The following is a 25,016-nucleotide window of genomic DNA, read 5'->3' as shown; positions in this document are numbered from 1 at the left end:
GTCCATGTTCAGTTTTGTGCGGAATGCACTCGCCTTCGTTCTGGTGGCCACCGCGGGAACCGCGGGCCCGGCCGAGATCGCTGCCCCCAAGCCCCCGCCACTGGTCACTCCGTGGACCAACCAGGTCTCGACCACGAATCCGTTGCCCGAATACCCCCGGCCGCAGCTGACCAGGCCCGACTGGCAGAGCCTCAACGGCACCTGGCAGTTCGCCGGCGCCTCCAACCTGAACACCCCGCCGACCGGGCAGACGCTCGGCGAGGAGATCCTCGTGCCCTACCCGATCGAGAGCGCGCTCTCCGGGATCATGCGCCGCCAGGACTTCTCGTACTACCGGCGGACCTTCACGGTCCCGGCCGGCTGGTCGGGCCGCAACGTCCAGCTCAACTTCGGCGCGGTCAACTGGCAGTCGAAGGTCTGGGTCAACGGCACCCTGCTCGGCACGCACGAGGGCGGATACGACAAGTTCTCGTACGACATCACGAGCGCCCTTCGGTCCGGCAGCAACGAGATCGTGGTGGGTGTCTGGAACCCGGTCGAGACCCAGGACATCCCGGTCGGCAAGCAGCGCCTGAGCCGCGGCGGCATCTTCTACACCCCGTACTCGGGCATCTGGCAGACCGTCTGGCTCGAGCCGACCAACCCGGCTCGGATCACCCGGCTCGACACCACGCCGAACGTCGCCGCCGGCGGCCTCGACCTGGTCGTGCAGGCGGCCAACGCCGGCGGCCAGCCGGTCACCGCGCAGGTGCTCTCCGGCGGCACGGTCGTCGGCTCGGCCACCGGCACGGTCGGCGCCTCGTTCCGCGTCCCGGTCCCCAACGCCCGATTGTGGTCACCCACCGATCCCTTCCTGTACGACCTGCGCGTCACCCTGGGCAGCGGCGACACCGTCGGCGGTTACTTCGGGATGCGCTCGCTGGGCAAGGCGATGATCGGCGGCGTGCTGCGGCCGACCATCAACGGCAAGTTCGTCTTCCAGCTCGGCACCCTCGACCAGGGCTATTGGCCGGACGGCATCTCGACCGCGCCGACCGACGCCGCGCTGCGCTTCGACCTGGAGCAGCAGAAGGCCTTGGGCTTCAACATGGTCCGCAAGCACATCAAGGTCGAGAACGACCGCTGGTTCTACTGGGCCGACCGGCTCGGCCTGATGGTCTGGCAGGACATGCCGGCGCTGGCCAGCGGCCGCGAGCCGTCGGCGGCGGGACGCACGCGCTTCGAGAAGGAGCTGCGCGCGATGATCGACCAGCACAAGGGCATCACGTCGATCGTCCAGTGGGTGCCGTTCAACGAGGGCTGGGGCGAGTACGACGCCGGCCGCATCGCCGACCTGGTCAAGAGCCTCGACCCGACCCGCATGGTCAACCACAACTCGGGTTCCAACTGCTGCGACTCCGATCCCGATCCGGGCAACGGCGACGTGATCGACGACCACGCGTACGTCGGTCCCGGCATCTCGCGCCCGCCGACGGCGACCCGGTTCGTGGTCAACGGCGAGTACGGCGGCCTCGGCCTGCGCTCGGCCGGGCACGAGTGGCCGACCAGCGGCAAGTTCGCCTACGAGTGGCTGCCCGACTCCAACGCGCTGACCAACCGCTACGTGCAGATCACGTCCCGCCTGGTCGATCTGATGAACGGCAACGGGCTCTCCGGCTCCGTCTACACCGAGCCCACCGATGTCGAAGAGGAGCTCAACGGCTTCTTCACGTACGACCGTCAGGTCCAGAAGATGGACTTCGCCCGCGTCCGCGAGGTCAACCAGCGGGTGATCAGCGGAGCGCTCTCGGTCAACCGGCTCGCCTCGCTGCGGGTGACCACGCCCGGGTACACCAACCGCTACCTGCGGCACGCGGCCGGCGCGGCCCGCACCGATGTGATCAGCACGTCGAGTCCGACCACCGACCGGCAGGACGCCACCTTCTGGGTGCGGCCGGGCCTGTCCAACGCGTCCTGCTACTCGTTCGAGTCGCGCAACGTCCCCGGCCAGTTCCTGCGGCACCGCTCCTACCGGGTCTACCGGGAGGCCAACACCGGCGGCACGTTCGCGGCCGACGCGACGTTCTGCGGGCGGCCCGGTCTGTCCGGCGCCGGCACCTCGCTGGAGTCGGCCAACCTGCCCGGCTACTACCTGCGCCACCGCAACGAGGAGGTGTGGGTCGACGCTGCGAGCGGCGGCTCGTTCAACGACGACGCGACCTGGGCGATCGGCGCCCCGCTGTGGCGCAGCGGCGCCGACCTGACCGTCGGGCAGAACCGGTCGTTCCGGGTCACCACGGCCGGTTACGACACCCGCTACCTGCGGCATCGCGACGGCCTGGCCCGCACCGACGTGATCACCACGGCCAGTGCGGTCACCGACCGGCAGGACGCGACCTTCACCGTACGGACCGGGCTGGCCGACAACAGCTGCTACACCTTCGAGTCGGTCAACTATCCCGGTCAGTTCCTGCGGCACGCCGGCTATCGGCTCCAGAAGGCGAGCAACGACGGCTCGGCCGTCTTCGCCCAGGACGCCACCTTCTGCGGGCAGCCGCCGCTCAACGGCGGGGCGGGCAACGTCTCGCTCGAGTCGATCAACTATCCGGGCTACTACTGGCGGCATTACGCCGAGGCCGTCTACATCGCCACCAACGGCGGCGGCAACACCTGGGACAACGCCGCGAGTTTCAACGCCGACGCGACCTGGAACAACGCGGGGCCGCTCGGATGAGTCTGCTCCACGTCACCGAGGTCTCCAAGACCTTCCCCGGCGTGCGCGCCCTCGACCGGGTCTCGTTCACCCTGAGGCCCGGCGAGGTGCACGCCCTGGTCGGTGAGAACGGCGCCGGCAAGTCCACTTTGATCAAGGTGCTGACCGGGGTGTACCAGCCCGACGAGGGCGAGCTCACCTACCAGGGTTCGCCCGCCCGGTTCGGCACGCCGATGGACGCCCAGCACGCGGGCATCTCGACCATCTATCAGGAGGTCAACCTCGTCCCGCTGATGAGCGTGGCCCAGAACCTCTTCCTGGGCCGGGAGCCGCGCAACGCCCTCGGCCTGGTCGACCGCAAGCGGATGGAGCGCGAGGCCCGGGAGCTCCTGGCCGGCTACGGCGTCACCACCGACGTACGGCGCCCGCTCGGCACCCTCGCCCTCGGCGCGCAGCAGATGGTGGCCCTGGCCCGGGCCGTGATGATCGAGGCCAAGGTGGTCATCATGGACGAGCCGACCTCGTCGCTCGAACCGCGCGAGGTGCGGACCCTGTTCGGGGTGATCCGCGACCTGCACGCGCGCGGCATCGGCATCGTCTACGTCAGCCATCGGCTGGACGAGCTCTACGAGATCTGCGACGCGGTCACGATCCTGCGCGACGGCCGCGTCGTGCACACCGGGCAACTGGCCGAGTTGTCCCGGATCCGGCTGGTCTCGCTGATGCTGGGCCGGGAGATGACCGAGGGGGCGACCGCCTTCTCGGGGGCGGCCACCGGCGACGGCGACGCGCCGCCGGTGCTGCGGGTGCGCGGCCTGAACAGCCGGCACAAGCTGCACGACGTCAGCTTCGACGTGCGCCCGGGCGAGGTGGTCGGTCTCGGCGGGCTGCTCGGTGCCGGCCGCAGCGAGACGATCAAGGCGATCGGCGGGGCCTATCACCTGGACAGCGGCGACGTCGAGGTCGACGGCAAGGACCTGCGCAAGCCGACGACCGTGCGTGCGGTCAAGGCCGGCATCGCCGTCCAGCCCGAGGATCGCAAGGCCGAGGGCATCATTCCCACTCTTTCCGTACGGGAGAACATCGCGCTCGCCGTGTTGCCGCGCCTGTCCCGGCTCGGGCTCGTCTCCGACGCCCGCGTCGACGAGGTCGTCACGGCGTACATGACGCGGTTGCGGATCAAGGCGGCGAGCCCCGACCAGGCCGTCGGTGACCTCTCCGGCGGCAACCAGCAGAAGGTGCTGCTGGCCCGGCTGCTGGCCACCGGGCCCAAGGCGCTGCTGCTCGACGAGCCCACCCGCGGCATCGACGTGGGCGCCAAGGCCGAGGTCCAGTCGCTGATCGACGAGCTGGCGGCCGAGGGGCTCGGCGTCGTGCTGGTCTCGTCGGACGCCGAGGAGCTGATCGAGGGCTCGGACCGGGTGGTGGTGCTGCGCGACGGCGTCGTCGTCGGCACGCTGACCGGCGCCGAGGTCACGACGGAGGACCTGATGGCCGCGATCGCGGGGGAACGCTCATGACCACCGCCGTTCTCAGCCGGCCGAAGATCGACAAGACCTGGCTTTCCCAGTACGGGGTCTATCTCGCCGTCGTGCTGCTCGTGCTCTACAACATCTTCTTCACGCCCTACTTCCTGACCTGGAGCAACCTGCGCATCCAGCTGATCCAGGTGGCACCCATCGTGATCGTCGCCCTCGGCATGGCCCTGGTGATCGGGACGGAGGGCATCGACCTGTCGGTCGGCTCGGTCATGGCGCTCGCCGCGGCTCTCATACCCCTTTATCTGGGGTACGGAGTCATCGCCGCCGTCCTGGTGTCGCTGCTGGCCGGCGTCGCGGTCGGCCTGATCAACGGCGTCCTGGTGGCGCGGGTCGGGTTGCAGCCGATCGTGGCCACGCTCGCCCTGTTCGTCGGTGGCCGCGGGCTGGCCGTGGTGATCAGCGAGGGCAAGCTCAAGGATGTCCGCAACGCCGACCTTCTCTACCTCGGCTCGGGCGACCTGCTCGGCCTCCCGGTGCTGGTCTGGGTGGCCGCGGTGCTGGTCCTGGCCGTGGCGTTCCTGGTCCGGCGCACCGTCTTCGGCCGGCGGCTGCTGGCCATCGGCGGCAACCGGCGGGCCACCGAGCTGGCCGGCCTGCCGGTCACACGCGTGCTGATCACGGTGTACGTCCTCTGCGCGGTGCTCGCCTCGATCGCCGGCCTGCTCTCGGTGGCCCGCATCCAGTCGAGCGACGCGTCGGCGGTCGGCCTGCTCATCGAGCTGTCGGCGATCACCGCGGTGGTCGTCGGGGGCACGCCGCTCACCGGCGGCAAGGTCCGCGTCCTGGGCACCGTGGCCGGCGCCCTGCTCATGCAGCTGGTGATCGCCACGATGATCAAGCACGACCTCCAGCCCTCCACGACCGAGATGGTGCAGGCCGTCATCATCCTGATCGCGGTCTACGTAGCCCGAGAGAGGAAGACGCGGTGACCGTGTCCGAGGCGCCGGCCATCGTGGTCGAGGACGTCCGTAAGGCCGAGCGCACCGACCATGTGGTCGGCGCCGTGCAGCGCCAGGGCGCCCTCGCGGTCCTGGTCATCGTCGTGTTGATCTCTCTGATGGCCTTTCCCGGCTTCCGCAGTTTCGACAACGCGGCCACCATTCTGGTGGCCGCCGCGCCGCCCATGTTGATCGCTCTCGGAATGACTTTTGTGATCATCACCGGCGGGATCGACCTGTCGGTGGGATCGCTTTACGTGCTCGGCGGCGTGCTGGCCGCCTGGGCCTCGCAATACGGAATTCTCGCCGCGTTCGCGCTTCCGCTCGCCGTCTGCGGAGCGATCGGAGTGGCAAATGGGCTGCTCATTGCGTACACCCGAATGGCGCCTTTTATTGTGACCCTGGCCGCCCTGCTCGGGGCGCGCGGCCTCATGCGGGCCATCAGCGCCGAGGGCTCGGAGACCTATCTGGTGCGCGACGGCGCGCTGCGCCGGCTCGGCAACGGCTCGTTGTTCGACATCGGATATCAGGTCTGGCTGGTCGCCGCGCTGGTGGCGCTCGGCATGATCGTGCTGGCCCGGACCCGCTTCGGCGCCTCCGTCTACGCGGTCGGCGGCAGCGAGGACGCGGCGGCGCTGATGGGTGTGCCCGTACGCCGGACGAAGGTCTGGGTGTACGTGTTGTCCGGCCTGCTGGCGGGGGTCGCCGGCGCGATCAACGCGGCCAAGCTCGGCTCCGGGGTGACGGTCCTGGGCACCGGCATGGAACTCGACGCGATCGCCGCCGTGGTGATCGGCGGAACCCTGCTGACCGGCGGCGCCGGCACCATCGCCGGCACCGTCGCGGGCGTGCTGCTGCTCGGGGTGATCCAAAACCTGATCAACCAGGTCGGCAACGTCAACAGCAACTGGCAACAGGTCATCAGCGGCGCTTTCCTGGCGCTGGTCGTGGTGGCGCAGACCTATCTCGTACGTCTGCGAAGGGTCAATTGAGAGTCGCCTTGCCCAGCACGTGGCCGTTGTGGTCGGCCACCTCGATCGACCGGACGTTGCGGATCTGCAGGGAGCTGGCGCCGATCACCTTGGCGTTGCCACTCGGCGTCGGCCCCCACACCATGGCCTGCTCGACCTGGCCCGACGAGCCGCGCACCTGACAGTGGAACGGACCGTCACCGCGCAACTTGGTCACGTCGAGGGCGACCGACACCCCCCACGTCTTGGGGGTGAGCACGGCCTGACCCGACATGCCGCTGCCCTGCGCCGGTTCGAACTGGGCGGTGACCAGCTCGGCGCTGGGCAGCACGACCGGCCGGTTGTCCTGGCGGCTGCCCCGGATCACACCGATGCCGACGGCCACGGCGATCAGCACCACGGCCGCCGCGGCCAGCCAGCGGACTCCCGCGCGGCGGGTCTGCCGATGGCGCTCGGCCCGCATCCGCCGCAGCAGCCCGTCGATGTTCTCCTGCGTGGGGCGGGCCGACATGCTGACCGGCGGCCGTGACCTGTCCGCGGCCGGCAGGCGCCGCAGCAACTCCGGAACCGGGGCGAGCCGGTCGAGCTCGTCGCGGCACTCGTCGCAGTCGCGCAGGTGGGCGTCGAGCCGGTCGGTGTCGGTCTCGTCGAGACCGCCGAGCAGATAGCCGCCGAGCAGCCGGCGCAGGTCGTCGTGGCTCTCCCGGGGATCGGTGCTCACCGCAGCACCCCCATCTCCTCGAACGCCGTGCGCAGCGCCCGCACCGCGTAGTAGGCCCGCGACTTGACCGTGCCCTCCGGCACCGACAGCTTCCGCGCCGCGTCGGCCACGCTCTGCCCCTCGTAGTACATGGCCCGGACCACGGCCTGATGCTCGTCGGAGAGCCGCTCCAGCGCCTCGGCCACCAGCCACCCCTCGACCAGCTGGTCGACGTTGTCGGCCGAGGGCATCGCGTTGACCGCGGCCTCGTCGGCCACCAGATGGGGACGGCGCTGCTCGGCCCGCCACGCGTTGGTCACCACGTTGCGCGCGATGGTGAGCAGGTAGGACCGGGTGCGCCCGGTGTCGGTCTCGAGGGTGTCGATGTGCTTCCAGGCCCGCAGCAACGTCTCCTGCACCAGGTCCTCGGCCCGGTGCCGGTCGTGCACGTACCGCATGACGAAACTGAGCAGAACCGCGTAGTGCTCGTTGTAGAGCGCGGTCATCAGCTCCTCGTCGGGGCTCACCCGTCGCCGCATCGCGCCCGTCCCCTCCGCACCTGTCCGCCACAAGTTATTACACCCAGGCGGTGAACACGGTTCGACGACGCGACAAGAACAAAGCCCGGTCCCCCTCGCTGGGACCGGGCTTCGCGCTCAGATGCTTCTTTTAACCCTCTTCGTCCTCATCCGGCTCACACGGCCCGGGGCCGCCGAACTGGAACGTCCGCAAGGTGGTCGGGTTGTTGAACGGCTTGTAGGCCGGGTTGGTCGTGCGGATCTGGAGCTCGACCGTCGGGCCGTTCAGGTAGGAGACCGTGGCCATCTTGGCCGCGAGGCCGTCCTTCTTGGGCTTCTTGCCGTTGCCCATCTGGGTCCAGCACGGGGTCGCGGTGGTCGCGGCGACCTCGCCGAAGACCTGGATCAGCCCGGAGCGGTTGAACGTGATGCCCTGCTCGTTCCAGATCGTCTCGGGGAAGTAGCCGACCCACTCGGTGTCGTACGCCACCCACCAGGCGTTCTTGAAGTACTGGATGCCGAACTTCTTGGCGGTGTCCTGCGGCAGCGTGTCGCCGGGCTTGATGTTCTTGCTGTACTGGACGAAGCCGCAGCCGTTGTAGCAGGTGGGCTTCTTGTCGATCCAGTGGAAGACGAACAGGTGCGGGTCGTCGTCGCCGTTGACCAGGCGGTCGACCGTCCAGCCGACCTCGACGATCTGGCGGCCGTCGGCCGACTGGAGGGCCAGCTCGGCCAGCGAGTGGTAGTCGCTCTCCTCGAGGCGGGGCTTCGAGATCGTCACGGTGGCGTGCACGCCGTCGGTCTCGGCGGCCTGCGCGCCCACGTTGTAGAGGTAGTTGACCTTCTGGTCGCCAGTGGAGTCGGACGGCGGCTCCGGCGGCGCGATGTCGGTCTTCTCCGTGCGCAGCACATCGGTCGTGGTGCGGAAGCGGCCCTTGGGCCCCTCCTCGTCCTGCGGGATGGCCGAACCGCTGGTGTCGTTGGCCGCGGCCGAGAGACCGGCCGCGCGCAGCGACTTGGAGCTGGCGCCGGCGTGACCACGCTTGATCTTCTTAGGACGCTCGCCCCACGGCAGGTTGACCGGCGGGGTCGGCGGTGCCTCCACCGCGGCCGACACCTCGGCGGCCGTCGGCGGCGCGATCTGGTCCGCGCCCGCACTCAGGGTCGAAGCGACGCCGAAGGCGCCGACCACGGCAACGGCTAGACCGGCGGCAAGAAGACCGCGGCGTGACTTCAACACGTGTCCGTCCTCGTTCGTCGGGTGCTCTTCGGCAAAGGCCTCAGGATCGACGTCACCATATAGCTTTCTCGATAAGGAAGAACCTGCTCAGAGCGATTTCCGCCTTAACGGCTGAGGCGGTGAACCGATCCGGTGATGGTTCTGTGCATTTCTCTGACGGAGAGTATCGACCTGATCGCACAGGGCGGCAATCCTCTTCCCCCCGAAAGAGGCAAAGGGCCGCGAGCTTCTTTCAGGTCTTCCGACAATCCACTGTGCAGTGACCTACTCGTGGACCATTCGGGCATGTCCGTAATCGGTGGGCGCCACCCCGGCCCACGGCCGGGATCGGCCAACTTCCGGACAGCACCCCGCGAGTCCCGCTACCCTGGAGCACGTTGAGCTGGTAAACCTATAGGACCGGTAGGTTATGTATGCAAAGCGAGGAGCTCCCGTGACCGTCGTCGACACCCGCCTCGACCATCTCGCCATCGCCACGCGCTTCGCCGCGGCGCCCGAGCAGTGGCCGGTGGCCCCGCGCTTCAACCCCGTGGATCGCTGGTACCACCGGCTGAACGTGACCGGCGACTACGAGGTGTGGCTGCTGACCTGGCTCCCCGGCCAGGGCACCGACCTGCACGACCACGGCGGCTCGGCCGGCGCCTTCCACGTCTTCGGCGGCACCCTCACCGAGGAGACGGTGTCGGTCGCGTCCGGCCGCGCCCCGCGCATCACCTCACGCGAGCTGGGCGAGGGCGCCGGCCGCCGCTTCGGCACCCACCACATCCACCGGATGACCAACCGCTCCAGCCGCCCCGCGATCAGCGTGCACGTCTACGGCCCGGCCCTGACCACGATGACCCGCTACCGCGTGGGCGCCGAGGCCCTCGAGGTGCTGAGCGTCGAGCGCGCCGGAGTCGAGTGGTGACCAGCACCCTCCAGACCTCCCCAGTCGCCGGCCAGACACCGGCCCTCACCGCCCCGGTCGGCGCCACCACCTCGCCGGCCAGCTCGATCGGCAGCACCTCGCCGAACACCGCACCGGCCAGCTCGATCGGCAGCACCTCGCCGAACACCGCACCGGCCGGCTCGGTCGGCATCGACGAGATCCTGGCGCGGGCCCGGGCCCGGCTGACCCGGGTCGGCCCGGAGGAGACCCACGCCGCGATGGCGCGCGGCGCCGTCCTTGTCGACATCCGCCCCGCGGCCCAGCGCGCACAGCACGGCGAAATCCCCGGCGCCGTGATCATCGAGCGCAACGTCCTCGAATGGCGCCTCGACCCGCGCAGTGACGCCCGCCTGCCGTGGGCCGGCAGCTACGACCTCGAGGTCATCGTGACCTGCCAGGAGGGCTACACGAGCAGCCTGGCCGCCGCCGCCCTGCTCGACCTCGGCCTGCACCGCGCCACCGACCTGGCCGGCGGTTACGCCGCCTGGCAGGCCGCCGGCCTCCCGGTGACCCGCTGACGACAGACCCCGCCCTCCCGGAGGTTTCAAGGGGTCCGATGTGGGCGGCGCATGGCCCGGCGTTTCCGCGCGGCATACGGCCGGTAGTCGCCGCTGACCGGATGCCGGTTGCGGCGGATCTCGCGGCTGACCGTGCACGCCGGCCGGCCCAGTTCAGCCGCAAGCGCCGCTTGGCTGGTGCCTTCCCCGACCGGTCGGCGATCACGATCCGCTCGGCCCTGCGACAGACATCGTGGTGAGAACCCAGCCGCCCGTGCCGCCGCAGCGGCCCGCTGCCGGCGGGCCTTCTCACCCGGTTTCGCCAGCGGGTTACGCCACTCGTAGCCGGTCTTGCGGTTGATCCCCAGGCCCTTGGGCCCCCGTCCTGTCCCATTGTGGCGGAAAGCGCGTGCGTGCGGGGATGCCTGTGGACAAGCAGCGGCCTGTGGACAACTTGAGCGCAACACGCCGGCGACGGCCGGCGGATCGGCCGTAGGCCGCGGGTTTTGCGGCCGCAGGCCGCCGGGTGAGTGGGCAGCTCAGCCCGGCGGCGGCGTGAGGGCGTTACCAACGACGGCCCGGCTGTTACGGCGGGGGCCGGCTCTTTGCTAACCCCGTACCTCTGGCTTTGCTTTATGGGGTAAGAGGAACGAAAGGCACAAAGCCAGCAGCAAAAGCGCGATTGTCACGCCTGTCGTGCGGGTGGTCGCGTCTTCGAAACCGGCCCGGACCTGCTCCTGGGCGTACGTCTGGACCGGCGCCGGCAGAGGGCCCGCCTGGCAGGACGGCGGCACCACGTCCGGATCGTCCTCGGCCGTGCGGTCGTGCAGGCAGTCGCGCAGACCGGCCGCCACCGCGGGCTGAGTGTCGGACGGGACGCCGGCCGCGGTCAGGACGGTGGTCAGCCGGGCCGACGAGTCGTCCACGTGGGACGCCACCTGGCCGGGCAGGATCGCGAAGAAGATCGTGCCCAGCACGGCGATGCCGAAGGCGCCGCCCAGCTGCTGCACCGAGGTCAGCGCGCCCGAGGCCGAGCCGGTCTCCTCGTCGTCGACGCCGGACAGCACGATGTTGAAGAACGGGGCCATGGCCAGTCCCATGCCCGCGCCGACCAGGACCAGACCCGGGATCAATTTGTACGGGGTCACGTCGGCCCCGGCGAGACGGACCGACACCGCGAACGCGGCCGTACCGACGATCATCACCACCGTGCCCAGTTGCAGGAGCCGCCGGCCGAAGCGCTCGGCCAGACCCGCCCCCGCGGCCACGAAGCCGGCGACCGTGCCCAGCGCCTGCGGCAATGTGGTCAGTCCGGCCTTCAGCGGTGAGTAGCCCAAGCCGATCTGCAGATAGAACGTGAAGACCAGGCCGGTGCCGATCAGCGCCGCGAAGAAGACCAGGCCGACCGCGAGTCCGCCGGAGAAGGCGCGCTTGCGGAACAGGCTCGGGGTGACCAGCGGGTCGCGGCCGCAGCGTTCACGGCGGGCCTCGTAGATCGCGAACAGGCCGAAGACCACGACGCCGACGGCGAGCAGGGCGAAGCACCACACCGGCCAGTCCAGCTCGCGGCCCTGCACCAGCGGGTAGAGCAGCAGGAAGGCGCCCGCGGCGGCCAGGATCACGCCCAGCCAGTCGAGGCGCGGGGCCTTGGCGCTGCGGAACTCCGGCAGCCAGCGCACGGCGCCGAAGAGGGCGAACAGGCCGAGCGGCAGGTTGATGAAGAAGATCATGCGCCAGCCCGCGCCGAAGTAGTCGGCGTCGACGAGCCAGCCGGCCAGGATCGGGCCGCCGACCGAGGACAGGCCCATGACCGGTCCGAAGGCGCCGAACGCCTTGGCCTGCTCGTCGGCCGAGAACATCTGCTTGATCATGCCGAGGCCCTGCGGCAGCATGACCGCGCCGAACAGGCCCTGCACGGCCCGGGCGGTGATCAGCTGAGCGGGGCTCTGGGCCAGGCCGCAGACGAGCGAGGCCAGGGTGAAGCCGGCGGCGCCGATGAGGAACATGCGGCGGCGGCCGAAGATGTCGCCGAGCCGGCCGCCGGTGAGCAGGCCGATGGCCATGGCCAGGGTGTACGCGGCGCCCAGCCACTGGATGAGGCTGTAGCTGCCGCCGATCTCGTCGCGGATGACCGGGCCGGCGATGTTGGTGACGAGCGCGTCGAGGAGGTCCATCACCTCGACGGCCAGGATCACGAAGAGCGCGACCCAGCGATATCGGTACGCGGTGTCGGGTTGAACAGTGTTCGTCAGCACGAACATCGTTCTACTGGCGAACGACGTTCGCCGCAACGTAAATTAGGCGCCGATGACCTGGCCTGCGGAACGTCCCCCGAGAAAAACCATCACCCGTGCCGAGATCGTGCGGATCGGCCTGCGCGTCGTGCGCGAGGAGGGCATCGACGCGCTGAGCATGCGCCGCGTCGCCACCGAGATCGGCACCGGCCCGTCCAGCCTCTACGCCCACGTGGCGAACAAGGACGAGCTGCTCCGGCTCATGTTCGACGAGATGTGCGCGCTGCTGACGATCCCGGAGCTCGACCCGCCCCGGTGGAAGGAGCAGATCAAGGAGCTGGCCCGCGCCGGGCACCAGGTGATGATCGAGCACAACGACCTGGCCCGGGCCGCGCTGGCCACCATACCGACCGGGCCGAACGCGCTGCGCATCTCGAACGCGATGTTCGGGATGATGCTGGCCGGCGGCATCCCGCCGCGGATCGGCGCCTGGGCGATGGACCGGATCTTCCTCTACATCACCGCGGACGCGTACGAATACTCGATCTGGCGCGATCAGGTGCACAACGCCGGATCCGACAAGGACACCTTCATCTCGGAGATGGGCCGCCAGACCCTCGCCTATTTCGAGCAACTCCCGGCCGACATATACCCCCATATCGCGACGTACGCCACGGCGCTGGTCGGCGGCAGTGTGGACGCGCGATTCGAGCTCGGCCTCGACTTGCTGGTGGACGGTCTCGACAAGTACGCCGGCGTTAGTTGATCTGAGAACTTTTGTTGATACTGGGACCATGCTCCCCGTGCCGGTCACCGTGTTCGGGCCGCTGCACCTGCTGGCGCTCCGGGTTCACCGGCTGGCGACGACCGGGCACGGCCACGAGGCGATCGAGGCCGCCGACGCCTATCTGAGCCTCGCCCGCGCCGTCGGCGACGACCGCACGGTCATCTTCCTGGTGCAGGGCAAGATGTACGCCAACCTGCACATGGGACGGATCGCCGAGGCGGCCGACCTCGGCGAGCGGCTGCTGCGCCTGCACCGGGCGGCCGGTTCCGCGCTCGGCGAGGCCAAGGCGCTCGGCGACCTCGCGCAGTTCGACGTGCTGCGCGGCCGGTTCGTCGACGGCATGCGCAACCTGGCCCGGGCGGCCGTGCTGCTCGACCGGGAGCACCACGACCGCGACCGCTGGATCTCGGCGCTCTGCTCGTTCGCCGAGGCGGCGTCCTCGGCCGAGATGTACGAGACGGCCGCCGAGGCGTACGAGCGGCTCAGCGTCACCCATCCCGAGTTCGGCCTGGTCCACGCGGCCACGCTGCTGCACTGGGGGCTGCGGCTGAGCCACGTCGGCCGGCACGACGAGGGCGCCACCCGGCTGCGCCGCAGCGCCGCCATCACCCGGCGCCAGGTCGAGCACCGCCCGGACGACATGGCCGCCACCGCGATGCTGGCCCTGGCCCTGGCCAAGCTGGGCGACGACGTGCTGGCCGAGAAGACCGTCCGCGAGGCCGTGCTGCCGCTGCGGACCAGCGAGAATTACCGGTACGCCCGGATGGCCCACCTGGCCCTCGGCATCAGCCTGCGCCAGCAGGGCGCGCTGACCGAGGCCCGCACCGAGTTCGTCGCCGCCCGCGAGCTGTGCGCGTTCGGCCCGCGCCCCGACGAGCAGACGATCATCCGGTTCGAGATGGCGCTGACCGCGCTCGCCGCCGACGGCGGCCAGGCCGGGCGCGATCTGTTCGAGGCGGTCGAGGGGCAGACCGGCGAGCTGTGGCGGCTGCGGCTGCAACGGCTCGGCATGCTGCGCCAGGCCCGCCAGCGCGAGGAGTCCGAGGCCGCCCGGGCCCGCGCCGAGCGGGAGGTGCTGCGCGACCCGCTCACCGGCCTGGACAACCGGCGCCGCTTCGACCTGCTGATCGAGCGGATCGACCGGGGACGGCTGACCGCGCCGCTGGTGCTGCTGCTGGTCGACGTCGACCACTTCAAGGCGATCAACGACGCGTATTCGCACAGCACCGGCGACCGGGCGTTACGCGAGGTGGCGCGCATACTGCGAGCCCACTGCCGGGCCGAGGACGTGCCGGTGCGCTACGCGGGCGACGAGTTCACCGTCTTTTTGCGCGGCGATCTGACGGTGGGCCGCGAGGTCGGTGAGCGCATCCGTACGGCGGTGGCCCGCTCCGATGTTCTGCCGGGGGTGCGCCTGACCGTCAGCGTGGGGCTGGCCGCGCTGAACGAGGGCATGACGGGCGAGGAGCTTTTCCGGGCGGCCGACGACCGGTTGTACGCGGCCAAGTGGAGCGGCCGGAACACTATTTCGGCCTGACCACTCCGGTCTTGCCGCTGTAGAGACTGCGCGATCCGTCGACGCCGCGCGGGGTGTCCGGTGCGTCGAGCCAGATGATGTACGGCTTGCCCGACTGGAGCCCGGTGATGGTGGCGCTGGCGTTGCACTCGGCGCCGGTGGTCACCGTCTGCCAGACCGGGTCGGGCTGGGCGCCGGAGACGAGTTCCTGCGGCACGGCCGTGATCCGGTACGTGTTGCCGAACCGGTTGGGCCACTGAACGGAGAACGATCCCGCGCCGGGCGTCACGACCATCGGGATCAGCACCTGGTCGGCGTCGGGCCAGCCGATCGCGCAGGCCGTGCTGGTGGGCAGGAACGAGACCGGCGGCAGGCCCGGCCGCGGGGAGCCGGTGTAGGTGACCACCGGGCTCGGCGTGCGGCTGCCCGACGACACCTGCACCCAGGGCGCGGCGGGCTGGGCGCTGGCCTGGGCGTCGGTCGAGCCCGATGTGCCGCATCCGGCCGCCAGCAGCACCAGCGGCAGAATCGCCAGACGAGCGACCTTCATACTCTGAACGTCGGCGCGAAAAGGGACGAACTTAGTCGAGCTGTCCGGTTGTCCCCCGAATGATCAGTCGCGGCGGGATCACCACCTCGCGGTTGGCCACGGCCGCGCCGTCGATCCGCTCGACCGCCCGGGCCACCGCCAGCGTCGTCATGGTCTCGATGTCCTGGGCCACCGTCGTCAGGTCGATGTGCGCCATGCTGCTGAAGCTGCTGTCGTCGTAGCCGACCACGCTGATGTCGCCCGGCACGGCCATCCCCTCGCGGCGCAGCACGTCGAGCAGCCCGGCCGCGCTGAGGTCGTTGAAGACGGTGACCGCGGTCGGCGGCTCGGTCAGCAGCTCCCGCGCCGCCTTCGCGCCGTCCTCCTCTCCCGGGCCACCCCCGACGACCCGGATGTACGCCTCGAGGCCGTGCCGCCGCATCGCGTCGCGGTAGCCCTTCTGGCGGTCGGCCGAGCTCGGCTGATGCTTGCCGCCGTCGACGTGCGCGATGCGGCTGTGCCCGAGCGCCACCAGATGGTCGACGGCCAGGTGGAGCCCGCGGGCGTCGTCGGTGCGCACCACGTCGACCTGGCGCTGGCGCACCGAGCGCATCATCGCCACCACCGGCAGCCGCCCGGCCAGCGTGGCCAGCTCGGCCGACGGGATCAGCGGCCCGAGCAGCACCAGCGCCGCGCACCGGTCCTGCAACAGCCCGGCGATGGCCGCCCGCTCGTCGCGCCGCGGCGTGATGGCGCTCAGCGTCAGCTCGTAGCCGACCCGCTCGGCGGCGTCGTAGAGCCCGGTGAGCAGGTCGTCGTGGAACGGGTGGGCCACGCCGAAGACGACGCCGAGCAGCCGGCTCTGCCCGCTGCGCAGCAGCCGGGCCCGGTTGTCGGGCTGGTAGTCGAGGCGGCGGGCGACCTCGAGCACCCGCTCCCGGGTGGCCGCGCTCGCGCCCGGCGCGTCACGCATCACGATCGACACCAGGGCCACCGAGACTCCGGCCTCGGCGGCGACGTCGGCCAGCGTGGTCCGGCTCATGGCCGAAACTTTACCTGTGATGACTAGAACGTTCTAAGACCACGGCTACTAGAACGTTCTAGAGTCGATCACGTGGAACACCTGACCTCCGGCCGCCGCTGGGCGGCCCTGCTCGCCCTCGCCCTGGGCGGCTTCGGCCTCGGCCTCACCGAGTTCGTCGCCATGGGCCTGCTGCCCAACCTCGCGCAGGACCTGCTGCCCACCGAGTACGCGCACAGCGCCGCCGACGCGGTCGCCAAGGCGGGCTGGATGATCTCGATCTACGCGCTGGGCGTGGTCGCCGGCGCGCCCACGATCGCCGCCCTCACCGCCCGGTGGCCGCGCCGCCGCCTGGTCGTCTCCCTGCTCGGCCTCTTCGTCGTGGGCACCGTGGCCTCGGCCCTTGCGCCCACCTTCGAGCTCGTGCTGGCCGGCCGGTTCGTGGCGGCCCTGGCCCACGGCGCCTACTTCGGCGCGGCCGGCCTGCTCGCGGCGGCCATGCTCGGCCCGGGCAGCGAGGGCAAGGGCTTCGCGCTGGTGCTGGGCGGCCTGACCGCGGCCAACGTCTTCGGCGTTCCGCTGATCACCGGCCTGGGTCAGGCCGCCGGCTGGCGCGTCGCCTATCTGGCGGTGGCCGGCGTCTTCGCCCTCACCCTGCTCGCCGTGCTGGCCACGGTGCCCGAGATCCCGGCCGCGCCCGGCGGCTCGCCGCGCTCGGAACTGGCCGCCTTCCGCTCCCCGCACATCTGGCTGGCCGCGGCCGTGGCCGCGATCGGCTTCGGCGGCTTCTTCGCGGTCAACAGCTACATCGCCCCGGTCACCACGCACGTCACCGGCCTGTCCGAGTCGGCCGTGCCGTGGGTGCTGGCTGTGATGGGCCTCGGCATGACCGTCGGCAACGCGGTCGGCGGCGTCGCGGCCGACAAGAACCTGCGGCGCAGCGTGCTGCTCGGCTTCACCGCCATGATCGCCACGATCGCCCTGTTCGGCGTCGTCTCCCGCCACCCGGCCGGGTTGTTCCTCGGCGCTTTCCTGGTCGGCGCGGCCGCCCTGTTCATCGGCCCGGCCCTGCAGGCCCGGCTCATCGCGGTGGCGCCGGGCGCCCAGCTGATGGGCGCGGCGGTCAACCAGTCGGCCTCGAACGTGGCGAACAGCGCGGGGGCCGCCCTGGGCGGCGCGGTCATCGCGGCCGGCTGGGGTTATCTGTCGTCGGCCTGGATCGGCGTGCTGCTGGCGGCGACCGGCCTGGCCCTGGCCGTGGTGAGCTTCCGCCTGGACCCCGGCGTCCCGGCCCCTGAACCGGAGCGTCACCCCGAGCCCGCCGCAGTCTGACCAGTCCAGCGCCCACCCTCCCGGGGGCCCCCGTCCCGCTCCAGTCTGACGCGATCAACGCGTAGGAGCGAACCCGCGGGGGCGCCCTGTGGACGAATGTCGGCGCTGTGGAAAACCCGTCGAGCGATCAGGCCGGCCCGAGGCGGTGCCCCGCCATCTCCAGCACGCCGTGGCCCACGGTCACCGGGGTCTTCAGGCCCGAGTCGTCCCGCAGCGTCATCGTCGAGCCGTCCAGCCGATATGTGCCGTGTGCGGCCCTCTTGCGGCCGGCCACCGTTCCCGCGTACGTGCCGTCGGTCCTGATGTCCAGACGGACCGTGCCGTCGGCGCTGCGTCAGGAGCCGACCGGGTCGGTCTTCTTCGGCGCGGCGACGCCCAGCGGGCCGTCGCCCGCCTTCAGCTCGCGCATGGCGATGGCGAGCAGGGCGGCGGTGTCCAGGACGGTCATGTCGAGGTGCTGTTCGGGGTGGTGGCGCATCGGGGCTCCGGGGTCGGGGACGGGTCCCCTACCTTCGGCGCCGCGGGGCCGGATGAAAGCTTTTCTCAGGGCGCGGTCGACTTCAGGGCGGCCGTGACGGCCGTGGTGAGCTTCTCCAGGTAGTCGTCCGGCATCGGCGAGCGGGAGACCGCCAGGCGCCAGTACAGCGGGCCCAGGATCATGTCGACGGCGACCTCGGGGTCGGTGCCCTCGGGCAGTTCGCCGCGGGCGATCGCCTGGCCGACCAGCTTTTCGCCGACCGCCTGCTGGTGGGTGTGCAGCGCCGCCTGGAGGGTCTCGGCGATCTGCGGGTTGCGGGCCGCCTCGGCCATCAGGTCGGGGATGATCTGCGACGCGATACGGTGTTGGAGGGCCCGGTGGACGATCATCATGATCAATTGGAGATCGCCCGCGAAGCTTCCGGTGTCGGGCAGCGGGACGCTCCGTCCCGCGACATCGGAAACGATCTCGAGGACCATCTCGAGTTTGTTGCCCCAGCGACGGTAGATTGCCGTTTTGCCCACGCCGGCGCGGCGCGCCACCGCCTCGATGGAGAGCCTGCCGTAACCGACCTCGGCGAGCTCGTGCATCACGGCGTTGCGAATCGCTACGGTGATGTCGCCTCGGAGCACAGCCGCTCCGGCTGGTGCGCGCTTTCCAGTTGCCACTCGGTCACTATACGCCAGGACGTAACGGTTGCGTTCCGCCGTTCGGTCGGATAACCTTCCGCACGTCGATACGAAGGCGTTCCATCGACGGCGGCTTGACATGCTGCTTAAGTGTTCTCGCGGAAAGAACCAGGGCCCGGCACCCCCCACGGGCCGACGAGATCGGAGCACCACCCCATGGCTCAGACGGCGGTCGCCGATTCCGAGACCGGGCAATCGCTCAAGGAGCTGGCCCGGCGGAACGGCTTGACAGCGGCCGGGCGACTCCCCGGCATAGCCGAGTACACCCGGCATCTCTGGTCCTACCGGCACTTCATCGCGGCCTTCGCCAACGCCAAGGTGAGCGCCTCGCTGGGCACCACCAGGCTGGGCGCGGTCTGGCAGGTGCTGACCCCGCTGATCAACGCCGGCGTCTACTACGTGATCTTCGGCGTTCTGCTCAACACGAAGCAGGACACCGACAACTTCATCGCGTACCTGTGCGCCGGTGTCTTCATCTTCGGATTCACCCAATCGGTGGTCCAGGCCGGCGCCATGGCGATCACCTCGAACATCAACCTGATCCGGGCGCTGCACTTCCCCCGAGCCAGCCTGCCCATCGCGATCTCGCTGGTCGAGGTCCGCAACATGATCGCCTCGATGGCCGTGCTGATCGCGATCATCCTGCTCACCGGCGAGCCGATCACCGTGGAGTGGTTGCTGGTCCTGCCCGCCCTGGTCCTTCAGGCGATCTTCAACTCGGGCCTGGCGCTCTTCGTGTCCCGGCTCTGCGCCAAGATCACCGACATCCGGCAGCTGATTCCGTACATCATGCGGATCTGGATGTACGGTTCCGCGGTCCTCTACCCGGTCACCTTCTTCTCCGACCGGATCAGCGGCTGGCAGCTCGCCCTGGTCGAGGCCAACCCGATGCTGGTCTTCATCGAGCTGATCAGGCACGCCCTGATGGAGAACGTGACGCTGGCCGCCTCGCCGCTGCGCCTCTGGACGTACGCGGTGATCTGGACGGCCTTCGTGGGCATCGGTGGATACGTGTACTTCTGGCGCGGAGAGAAGGGCTACGGCCGTGGCTGACGAGCGGATTCCTACGGTCATCGCGGACAACGCGCACATCGTCTACCGCATCTACGGTTCGGTGGCGCCGGGCGCCAACAGCCCGCTGGCGAGCCTCAAGCGCATCGTGACCGGCAAGAAGAGCGCGGCCGTGCGCGAGGTGCACGCGGTCAAGGGCGTCAACTTCGTCGCCTACCGCGGCGAGGCGATCGGCCTGATCGGCACCAACGGCTCCGGCAAGTCGACGCTGCTGCGGGCGATCGCCGGTCTGCTGCCGGTCGAGCGGGGCGGCGCGATCTACGCGGCCGGCCAGCCGTCGCTGCTGGGCGTGAACGCCGTGCTGATGAACGACCTCTCCGGCGTGAAAAACGTCGAGCTCGGCTGCCTGGCCATGGGCATGACGCCGGCCCAGGTCAAGGAGCGCACCGAGGAGATCATCGAGTTCTCCGGCATCGACGAGCGGGGCGACTTCAGCTCGCTGCCGATGAAGACGTACTCCTCCGGCATGGCGGCCCGGCTGCGCTTCTCGATCGCCGCCGCCAAGAAGCACGACGTGCTGCTGATCGACGAGGCGCTGGCCACCGGTGACGCGAAATTCCGCAAGCGCAGCGAGCAGCGGGTGCGTGACCTGCGCCAGGAGGCCGGCACGGTCTTCCTGGTGAGCCACAGCGAGCAGTCGATCCGCGACACCTGCGAGCGGAGCATCTGGCTCGAGTCGGGCGTGATCCGCGCCGACGGCCCGACCGATGACGTCATGAAGGAGTACGAGACCTACGTACGCAAGTGACCCGCGATCGCCGCCGGTGAGATGGGGCTCGGTTTTTCGACGGCCGCGGGGTTTGCGGACGACGGAAAATCGCGCCCCATCTCACCGGTTACAAGGCGATCGCCCCGCTGAGCGAAGCTCAGCGCATGGACAAGTGCACGTGGTTCGTGTGGTCGCTGGAAGGGTCGCCGTTTCCTCGGGTGTACGCCTTCCAGCCACTGCTCGGCAGCCAGATCCGCTCGAACCAGATGACGTAGAGCACGCCCAGCCGGTCCGCGTTGTTGATGAAGTAGTTCGCGAGATTGGTGCCGTACGTCTTGCTCGCGCCCGTGGCGACGCCGCCGAAGCCGTTCTTGTCGGCGGCGAAGTCGCAGGCCTTGCCCTTGGGATGCTCGCCGCTGTTCTGCTCGCGGAAACAGGCGACGAAGCGGGTGAAGCCGTCCGCCTGCGCCTGCTTGAGGGCATTGAGCGTACGAGGACTCAGGCACCCGCTCGTGGTGGGATCGGGCTCGGAGCAGCTCTCGGACGGCAATGAGCCGTCGGAGTTGCGCGGCGCCGCACCCGCCTTCTGCTTGCTGGAGCTGCTGACGGCCTTGTCACTCGACTGCGGGGCGTCCTCGCCGGTCTTGTCGTCCCCGCCGGTGTTGGCGGCCTTGAGGGCGCTCTCGGCCTGCACCTTGCGCTTGGCCATGAGGGCGACCTGCTTCTGCTCGTTGCGCACCTCGGTGTCGATGGCCACCTTCGCCGCCTGCTGGGCGTCGCGGGTGGTCTTGAGCGACGCCACCGCCGCGTTCTCCTTGACCGCGATCGTCTCGAGCGTCTCGGCCCGGTCGAGGAAGCCCTCGGACCCCTGGGCCGCGAGCAGCGCGCTCATCGGGCCGAGCCGCCCGGTGCGGTAGGACTGCTGGATGATGTCGTCCAGCGCGGCCTGGCGCGGGGCGATCTGCTTGTCGAGCTCCTTGAGCTTGGCGGCGAGCTCGGTCTGGCGCTTGCGCGACCGCTCCAGCGCCTCCTTGGCCTCGACGAAGCCCTTGGAGGCGGCCTCGAGCTGCTGGATGAGGGTCTTGGGGGCGCCCTCGCCGTCGTCGCCGGTGTCACCCGGCGCGGCCGACGCCGGGCTCGCCAACGCGAGGCCAGAGATCGCGACGAGCATCGCCAGGGTGGCTGCCAATCGTCGCCGGACAGTCTTCTGCCGCACACTTGTTCCTTCCGTCGGCCGCCGACCGAGTTAGCTGACGGGTTCGGGACGGAAGTGATCCCTACCGCTCGCGCGGATTCACCCCGGAAAGATTGGTTCCCCGGCTCGTTCGAAAACGATTAGGCGGCGATCCCCTGGGGGTGGGGACCGGCACCGACCATACCGAAGACATCGAACGATCGACAGTTATCACACGCGACGCAATTGAATGGCGACGCACTGTAGTCGCAATTACGCAATGTCACAGGTGGAACACGCGAATACTGTTTTACGAGGCCTGAAGCCTGCCTTGTTCTCGGGTAAACTGGCCGCCGGCCCGCCCAACCAGGCACCGCCCCCGAGGTGCCGGCGGCCACCGCCCAATCGCCGAGAGGCGAGCCGGGGAACCAGGTCAGTCATGGGGTGCATCCGCGTCAGCGGTAGGGATCGCTTCCGTCCCGAACCCGTCAGCTAACCCGGTCGGCGGTTAACCGGAAGGAACCTGCATGACCGTACGACCCCGCCGGTGGCTGATGCTTGCCCTGGCGCCGCTCGTGTCTGTCGCTTTCCTGGCCTCGCCCATTTCTCCGGCCTACGCCGAGCCCGGCGACGGGACCTCCGCGGCACCGGACGAGGCGGCCGGCAAGGAAAACCAGACCCTGGACGAGTTGATCGAGTCGTCCAACCGCCGGTTCGTCCAGGCCAAGGGCGCCGTGGCCAAGTCCACGGCCGCGCAGAAGGCCCTCGCCGGCAAGATCAAGGCGGCCGAGGCCCGGCGCAACGAGCTGATCCCGGAGGTCAACGCGATCGCCAACCAGCAGTACCGGTTCGGCCAGCTCAACGCGGCCAGCTTCCTGCTCAGCAGCAAGGGCTCGGACGACTTCCTGGCCCGGGCGATGTCGCTCGAGGAGATCAACACCGAGCACGACCGGAAGCTCGCCGAGCTCAACAAGGCGATCGACGAGGTCACGAAGTCCAAGGTCGCACTGGACTCCGAGGTCAAGAAGCAGAAGACCAATCTCGTCGCGATGCAGAAGCAGAAAGAGGCGGCCAACCAGGCCCTCAACCTGGTCGGCGGCGAGGGGCTCACCCAGGGCCACGTGCTCGCCTCATCTCCGAAAGCCAAGCCCGCGCCGCGTAACTCCGAGGGCGGCTTCTCGCCCGAGTCGTGCACGGTCCAGGATCCGACGACCAACGGCTGCATCACCGCCCGTACATTGAATATGTACAAAGAGACGAAGAAGGCGGGCTTCGACAGATTCGTGGGCTGTCACCGCGACGGCGGGCCGTTCGAGCATCCCAAGGGCCGGGCCTGTGACTGGTCGCTGCAGGACAGCGGATTCGCGGTCGCGCACAACGCGGACATGAAGGAGTACGGGAACAACCTGATGGCGTTCCTGGTCCGCAACGCGGACCGGCTCGGCATCTATTACGTGATCTGGTACAAGCAGATCTGGTTCCCCTCCGAGGGCGAGTGGAGGGCCTATCACGGGCCCAGCGACCACACCGACCACGTGCATGTGTCGATGCTCTAGAACGTGAAACATGAACGCCCCCCGGTCGAGGACCGGGGGGCGTTTTTCGTGCTTCGTGAAATCAGGCGGTCGCGCGGCGCACCGGGGCCCGCCCGGCGGGCTGGGCCGGCGACGGGCCGGCCTGGATCGCCGGCGGGTTGGGCACGGTCACCGGCTTGACCTGGGTGACCTCGACCTCCTTGCCGTGGTGCAGCAGCACCAGCCGGGCCGAGCCGCCACCGTTGCGCAGGGAGTACGTGACCTCCTCGGGCGTGACGTTGACCCGCAGGCGCAGGCCGCGCCAGAGCAGGGAGAAGTCCAGCGCGTTGATCCGGCTGGGCAGCCGGGGCGCGAAGGACAGCTGGCCGTTGAAGTCGCGCATGCCGCCGAGCCCGGCCACCAACGAGATCCAGGTGCCGGCCAGCGAGGCGATGTGCAGGCCGTCGCGGGAGTTCTGGTGCAGGTCGTGCAGGTCCATCAGGGCGGCCTCGCCCAGATAGTCGTGCGCGAGCTCCAGGTGCCCGGTCTCGGCCGCCATGACGGCCTGGATGCAGGCCGACAGCGACGAGTCGCGGACGGTGCGGGCGTCGTAGTAGGCGAAGTTGCGGGCCTTCTCCTCCGGGGTGAACGCGTCACCGCGGATGTACATCGCCATGACCAGGTCGGCCTGCTTGACCACCTGCTTGCGGTACAGGTCGAAGTACGGGTAGTTGAGCAGCAGCGGGTAGGCCTCGGGCGGGGTGTTCTCGAAGTCCCACTCCTGCAGCCGGGTGAAGCCTTCCGACTGCTGGTGCACACCGAGTTCGCGGTCGTACGGGATGTGCACCGAGGCCGCCGCGTCGCGCCAGCTCGCCGTCTCCTCGTCGTCGACACCGAGCTTGCGGGCCAGGTCCGGGTGACGCTTGGCGGCGTCGGCCGCGGTCAGCAGGTTCTGCTGGGCCAGCAGGTTGGTGTAGATGTTGTCGTTGACCACGGCCGTGTACTCGTCGGGGCCGGTCACGCCGTCGATGTGGAAGCGGCCGTGCCGGTCGTGGTGCCCGAGCGAGCGCCACAGCCGGGCCGTCTCGACCAGCAGTTCGAGGCCGTACTCGCGCTCGAAGTCGTAGTCGCCGGTGGCCTGCACGTACCGGCGGACGGCGTCGGCGATGTCGGCGCCGATGTGGAAGCCGGCGGTGCCGGCCGGCCAGTACGCCGAGCACTCCTGCCCGCGGATGGTGCGCCACGGGAACGCGGCGCCCTGCAGGCCGAGGGTCTGTGCCCGCTCCCGGGCCAGATCCAGGGTCGAGTGCCGCCAGCGCAGCACGTCGGCCGCCGCGGACGGCTGGGTGTAGGTCAGCGCCGGGAGCACGAAGGTCTCGGCGTCCCAGAAGGTGTGCCCGTCGTAGCCGGGGCCGGACAGGCCCTTGGAGCCGATCGGGCGCTGCTCGGCCCGCGCACCGGCCTGCAGGGTGTGGAACAGGCCGAAGCGGACCGCCTGCTGCACCTCCGGGTCACCCTCGACCCGCACATCCGAGTGGTCCCAGAACGCGTCCAGGTATTCGCGCTGGGCGTCGACCAGCCCTTCCCAGCCGTCGAGACGGGCGCTGGCCAGGGCGGCGCCGACCTGGTCACGGACGGCCGGCAGCGAGCGGTGCGAAGACCAGCCGTACGCGGCGATCTTGACGACGCGGAGTTTCTGGCCGGGCTCGAGCTTGCAGGCCACGGTCGTGCGCAGCCAGTCCGGGTGGCCCTCGGTGGTCACCGCGTGCTTGCCCGGCGTCTCCACCAGATGCTCCATGGCCGCGGCCATGCGCAGGTCGGAGGCCTTGGTGCGGTGCACCAGCAGGCCGCCGGTGCGCTGCTCCAGGACTTCTTCGGACTGCAGCGGGTGATCGAGCACGGCCGCGACGCGGGGGTCCTTGCTCATCGCGGGCAGT

At 69.9% G+C, this 25,016-nt stretch carries 22 protein-coding genes, 1 pseudogene and 2 riboswitches; of the genes and pseudogenes, 12 read left to right on the top strand and 11 right to left on the bottom strand.

All coding sequences use genetic code 11. The features are described from left to right. Positions 1 to 16 precede the first annotated feature (16 nt). Genes CRP55_RS48035 through CRP55_RS48020 form a run of 4 tightly spaced genes read left to right on the top strand, consistent with a single transcriptional unit; the run spans position 17 to position 6,163 of the window. Positions 17 to 2,713, top strand: a complete 2,697-nt coding sequence (locus CRP55_RS48035; RefSeq protein ID WP_218855128.1) for an AbfB domain-containing protein — start codon at positions 17 to 19, stop codon at positions 2,711 to 2,713. Next, on the top strand, positions 2,710 to 4,212 hold the full coding sequence (locus tag CRP55_RS48030) for a sugar ABC transporter ATP-binding protein (RefSeq protein ID WP_097328799.1): 1,503 nt from the start codon (positions 2,710 to 2,712) through the stop codon (positions 4,210 to 4,212). The genes CRP55_RS48035 and CRP55_RS48030 overlap by 4 nt, the downstream gene beginning before the upstream one ends. Beyond that, complete coding sequence (locus CRP55_RS48025; protein ID WP_097328798.1) at positions 4,209 to 5,162, top strand: ABC transporter permease; 954 nt, start codon at positions 4,209 to 4,211, stop codon at positions 5,160 to 5,162. Before CRP55_RS48030 ends, CRP55_RS48025 begins: the two co-directional genes overlap by 4 nt. Beyond that, positions 5,159 to 6,163: an ABC transporter permease gene (locus tag CRP55_RS48020; RefSeq protein ID WP_097328797.1), complete on the top strand. Its 1,005-nt coding sequence runs from the start codon at positions 5,159 to 5,161 to the stop codon at positions 6,161 to 6,163. The genes CRP55_RS48025 and CRP55_RS48020 overlap by 4 nt, the downstream gene beginning before the upstream one ends. On the opposite strand, the gene CRP55_RS48015 is transcribed toward CRP55_RS48020, so the two are convergent. From CRP55_RS48015 to CRP55_RS48005, 3 genes are all read right to left on the bottom strand, one after another. Beyond that, positions 6,156 to 6,863, bottom strand: a complete 708-nt coding sequence (locus CRP55_RS48015) for an anti-sigma factor family protein (protein WP_097328796.1) — start codon at positions 6,861 to 6,863, stop codon at positions 6,156 to 6,158. The two genes, CRP55_RS48020 and CRP55_RS48015, sit on opposite strands and share 8 nt — an antisense overlap. Continuing rightward, positions 6,860 to 7,381 carry a sigma-70 family RNA polymerase sigma factor gene (locus CRP55_RS48010; protein WP_097328795.1) on the bottom strand — a complete coding sequence of 174 codons (522 nt, stop codon included), beginning with the start codon at positions 7,379 to 7,381 and terminating at the stop codon, positions 6,860 to 6,862. Before CRP55_RS48010 ends, CRP55_RS48015 begins: the two co-directional genes overlap by 4 nt. A 130-nt stretch (positions 7,382 to 7,511) precedes the next feature. Beyond that, positions 7,512 to 8,600 carry a neprosin family prolyl endopeptidase gene (locus CRP55_RS48005; RefSeq protein WP_245923918.1) on the bottom strand — a complete coding sequence of 363 codons (1,089 nt, stop codon included), beginning with the start codon at positions 8,598 to 8,600 and terminating at the stop codon, positions 7,512 to 7,514. 433 nt (positions 8,601 to 9,033) lie between these two features. Here CRP55_RS48005 and CRP55_RS48000 point away from each other — a divergent pair, with 433 nt between their 5' ends. Further along, complete coding sequence (locus CRP55_RS48000; RefSeq protein WP_245923916.1) at positions 9,034 to 9,507, top strand: cysteine dioxygenase; 474 nt, start codon at positions 9,034 to 9,036, stop codon at positions 9,505 to 9,507. A gap of 125 nt (positions 9,508 to 9,632) precedes the next feature. Continuing rightward, a complete protein-coding gene (locus CRP55_RS47995) occupies positions 9,633 to 10,046 on the top strand; it encodes a rhodanese-like domain-containing protein (RefSeq protein ID WP_097328835.1) in 414 nt (137 codons plus the stop codon). A gap of 587 nt (positions 10,047 to 10,633) precedes the next feature. Here CRP55_RS47995 and CRP55_RS47985 read toward each other — a convergent pair. Then, entirely contained in the window at positions 10,634 to 12,280 is a 1,647-nt protein-coding gene (locus tag CRP55_RS47985) for an MFS transporter (RefSeq protein WP_245923914.1), read from the bottom strand. Between the two features lie 52 nt (positions 12,281 to 12,332). On the opposite strand from CRP55_RS47985, the gene CRP55_RS47980 reads away from it, so the two are divergent. Both CRP55_RS47980 and CRP55_RS47975 read left to right on the top strand, forming a co-directional pair. Further along, positions 12,333 to 13,025 (top strand): TetR/AcrR family transcriptional regulator, encoded by a 693-nt coding sequence (locus tag CRP55_RS47980; protein ID WP_097328790.1) that lies wholly within the window; start codon positions 12,333 to 12,335, stop codon positions 13,023 to 13,025. A 28-nt stretch (positions 13,026 to 13,053) separates the two neighbouring features. Continuing rightward, positions 13,054 to 14,583, top strand: a complete 1,530-nt coding sequence (locus CRP55_RS47975; protein ID WP_097328789.1) for a GGDEF domain-containing protein — start codon at positions 13,054 to 13,056, stop codon at positions 14,581 to 14,583. On the opposite strand, the gene CRP55_RS47970 is transcribed toward CRP55_RS47975, so the two are convergent. Next, positions 14,570 to 15,112 (bottom strand): hypothetical protein, encoded by a 543-nt coding sequence (locus CRP55_RS47970; protein WP_097328788.1) that lies wholly within the window; start codon positions 15,110 to 15,112, stop codon positions 14,570 to 14,572. The genes CRP55_RS47975 and CRP55_RS47970 overlap by 14 nt on opposite strands. A 31-nt stretch (positions 15,113 to 15,143) precedes the next feature. Beyond that, complete coding sequence (locus CRP55_RS47965) at positions 15,144 to 16,133, bottom strand: LacI family DNA-binding transcriptional regulator (RefSeq protein WP_097328787.1); 990 nt, start codon at positions 16,131 to 16,133, stop codon at positions 15,144 to 15,146. 72 nt (positions 16,134 to 16,205) lie between these two features. Here CRP55_RS47965 and CRP55_RS47960 point away from each other — a divergent pair, with 72 nt between their 5' ends. After that, positions 16,206 to 17,444, top strand: coding sequence for an MFS transporter (locus CRP55_RS47960; RefSeq protein WP_097328786.1), 1,239 nt, complete (start codon positions 16,206 to 16,208; stop codon positions 17,442 to 17,444). 127 nt (positions 17,445 to 17,571) lie between these two features. Here CRP55_RS47960 and CRP55_RS55445 read toward each other — a convergent pair. The 3 genes and pseudogenes from CRP55_RS55445 to CRP55_RS47950 all read right to left on the bottom strand — a co-directional run. Further along, positions 17,572 to 17,760, bottom strand: a pseudogene (locus CRP55_RS55445) (Atu4866 domain-containing protein); the annotation flags it as partial. 18 nt (positions 17,761 to 17,778) lie between these two features. Further along, positions 17,779 to 17,922 carry a hypothetical protein gene (locus CRP55_RS55440; protein WP_245923910.1) on the bottom strand — a complete coding sequence of 48 codons (144 nt, stop codon included), beginning with the start codon at positions 17,920 to 17,922 and terminating at the stop codon, positions 17,779 to 17,781. Positions 17,923 to 17,987: 65 nt separating this feature from the next. Continuing rightward, on the bottom strand, positions 17,988 to 18,590 hold the full coding sequence (locus tag CRP55_RS47950; RefSeq protein WP_245923908.1) for a TetR/AcrR family transcriptional regulator: 603 nt from the start codon (positions 18,588 to 18,590) through the stop codon (positions 17,988 to 17,990). A gap of 177 nt (positions 18,591 to 18,767) precedes the next feature. On the opposite strand from CRP55_RS47950, the gene CRP55_RS47945 reads away from it, so the two are divergent. Together CRP55_RS47945 and CRP55_RS47940 are read left to right on the top strand one after the other, a co-directional pair. Next, positions 18,768 to 19,664 carry an ABC transporter permease gene (locus CRP55_RS47945; protein WP_097328784.1) on the top strand — a complete coding sequence of 299 codons (897 nt, stop codon included), beginning with the start codon at positions 18,768 to 18,770 and terminating at the stop codon, positions 19,662 to 19,664. Next, on the top strand, positions 19,657 to 20,430 hold the full coding sequence (locus CRP55_RS47940) for an ABC transporter ATP-binding protein (RefSeq protein ID WP_097328783.1): 774 nt from the start codon (positions 19,657 to 19,659) through the stop codon (positions 20,428 to 20,430). The genes CRP55_RS47945 and CRP55_RS47940 overlap by 8 nt, the downstream gene beginning before the upstream one ends. A 118-nt stretch (positions 20,431 to 20,548) precedes the next feature. Here CRP55_RS47940 and CRP55_RS47935 read toward each other — a convergent pair whose 3' ends face one another. Further along, on the bottom strand, positions 20,549 to 21,607 hold the full coding sequence (locus CRP55_RS47935; RefSeq protein WP_245923905.1) for a coiled-coil domain-containing protein: 1,059 nt from the start codon (positions 21,605 to 21,607) through the stop codon (positions 20,549 to 20,551). A gap of 3 nt (positions 21,608 to 21,610) precedes the next feature. Then, positions 21,611 to 21,743, bottom strand: a riboswitch (cyclic di-AMP (ydaO/yuaA leader). Positions 21,744 to 21,953: 210 nt separating this feature from the next. Next, positions 21,954 to 22,087: riboswitch (cyclic di-AMP (ydaO/yuaA leader) on the top strand. Between the two features lie 5 nt (positions 22,088 to 22,092). Between CRP55_RS47935 and CRP55_RS47930 the strand changes: the two genes are divergently transcribed. Next, positions 22,093 to 23,121: a coiled-coil domain-containing protein gene (locus CRP55_RS47930; RefSeq protein WP_097328782.1), complete on the top strand. Its 1,029-nt coding sequence runs from the start codon at positions 22,093 to 22,095 to the stop codon at positions 23,119 to 23,121. Between the two features lie 61 nt (positions 23,122 to 23,182). Here the strand turns inward: CRP55_RS47930 and CRP55_RS47925 are convergent. After that, positions 23,183 to 25,016 (bottom strand): glycoside hydrolase family 65 protein (locus CRP55_RS47925; RefSeq protein ID WP_101536260.1); only part of this gene is annotated, 1,834 nt, incomplete at its 5' end.

It is taken from the genome of Paractinoplanes atraurantiacus (assembly GCF_900215205.1).
Taxonomy (GTDB): Bacteria; Actinomycetota; Actinomycetes; order Mycobacteriales; family Micromonosporaceae; genus Actinoplanes; species Actinoplanes atraurantiacus.
This window is presented reverse-complemented; position numbering and strand designations above follow the sequence as displayed.

What these genes read in the sequence shown, in the direction of transcription:
- CRP55_RS47965 (WP_097328787.1), bottom strand. Translation starts at nt 16,133, where the DNA reads ATGAGCCGGACCACGCTGGCCGACGTCGCCGCCGAGGCCGGAGTCTCG.
- CRP55_RS47930 (WP_097328782.1), top strand. Translation starts at nt 22,093, where the DNA reads ATGACCGTACGACCCCGCCGGTGGCTGATGCTTGCCCTGGCGCCGCTC.
- CRP55_RS48025 (WP_097328798.1), top strand. Translation starts at nt 4,209, where the DNA reads ATGACCACCGCCGTTCTCAGCCGGCCGAAGATCGACAAGACCTGGCTT.
- CRP55_RS47945 (WP_097328784.1), top strand. Translation starts at nt 18,768, where the DNA reads ATGGCTCAGACGGCGGTCGCCGATTCCGAGACCGGGCAATCGCTCAAG.
- CRP55_RS47975 (WP_097328789.1), top strand. Translation starts at nt 13,054, where the DNA reads ATGCTCCCCGTGCCGGTCACCGTGTTCGGGCCGCTGCACCTGCTGGCG.
- CRP55_RS48010 (WP_097328795.1), bottom strand. Translation starts at nt 7,381, where the DNA reads ATGCGGCGACGGGTGAGCCCCGACGAGGAGCTGATGACCGCGCTCTAC.
- CRP55_RS48030 (WP_097328799.1), top strand. Translation starts at nt 2,710, where the DNA reads ATGAGTCTGCTCCACGTCACCGAGGTCTCCAAGACCTTCCCCGGCGTG.
- CRP55_RS47970 (WP_097328788.1), bottom strand. Translation starts at nt 15,112, where the DNA reads ATGAAGGTCGCTCGTCTGGCGATTCTGCCGCTGGTGCTGCTGGCGGCC.
- CRP55_RS47980 (WP_097328790.1), top strand. Translation starts at nt 12,333, where the DNA reads ATGACCTGGCCTGCGGAACGTCCCCCGAGAAAAACCATCACCCGTGCC.
- CRP55_RS55440 (WP_245923910.1), bottom strand. Translation starts at nt 17,922, where the DNA reads ATGCGCCACCACCCCGAACAGCACCTCGACATGACCGTCCTGGACACC.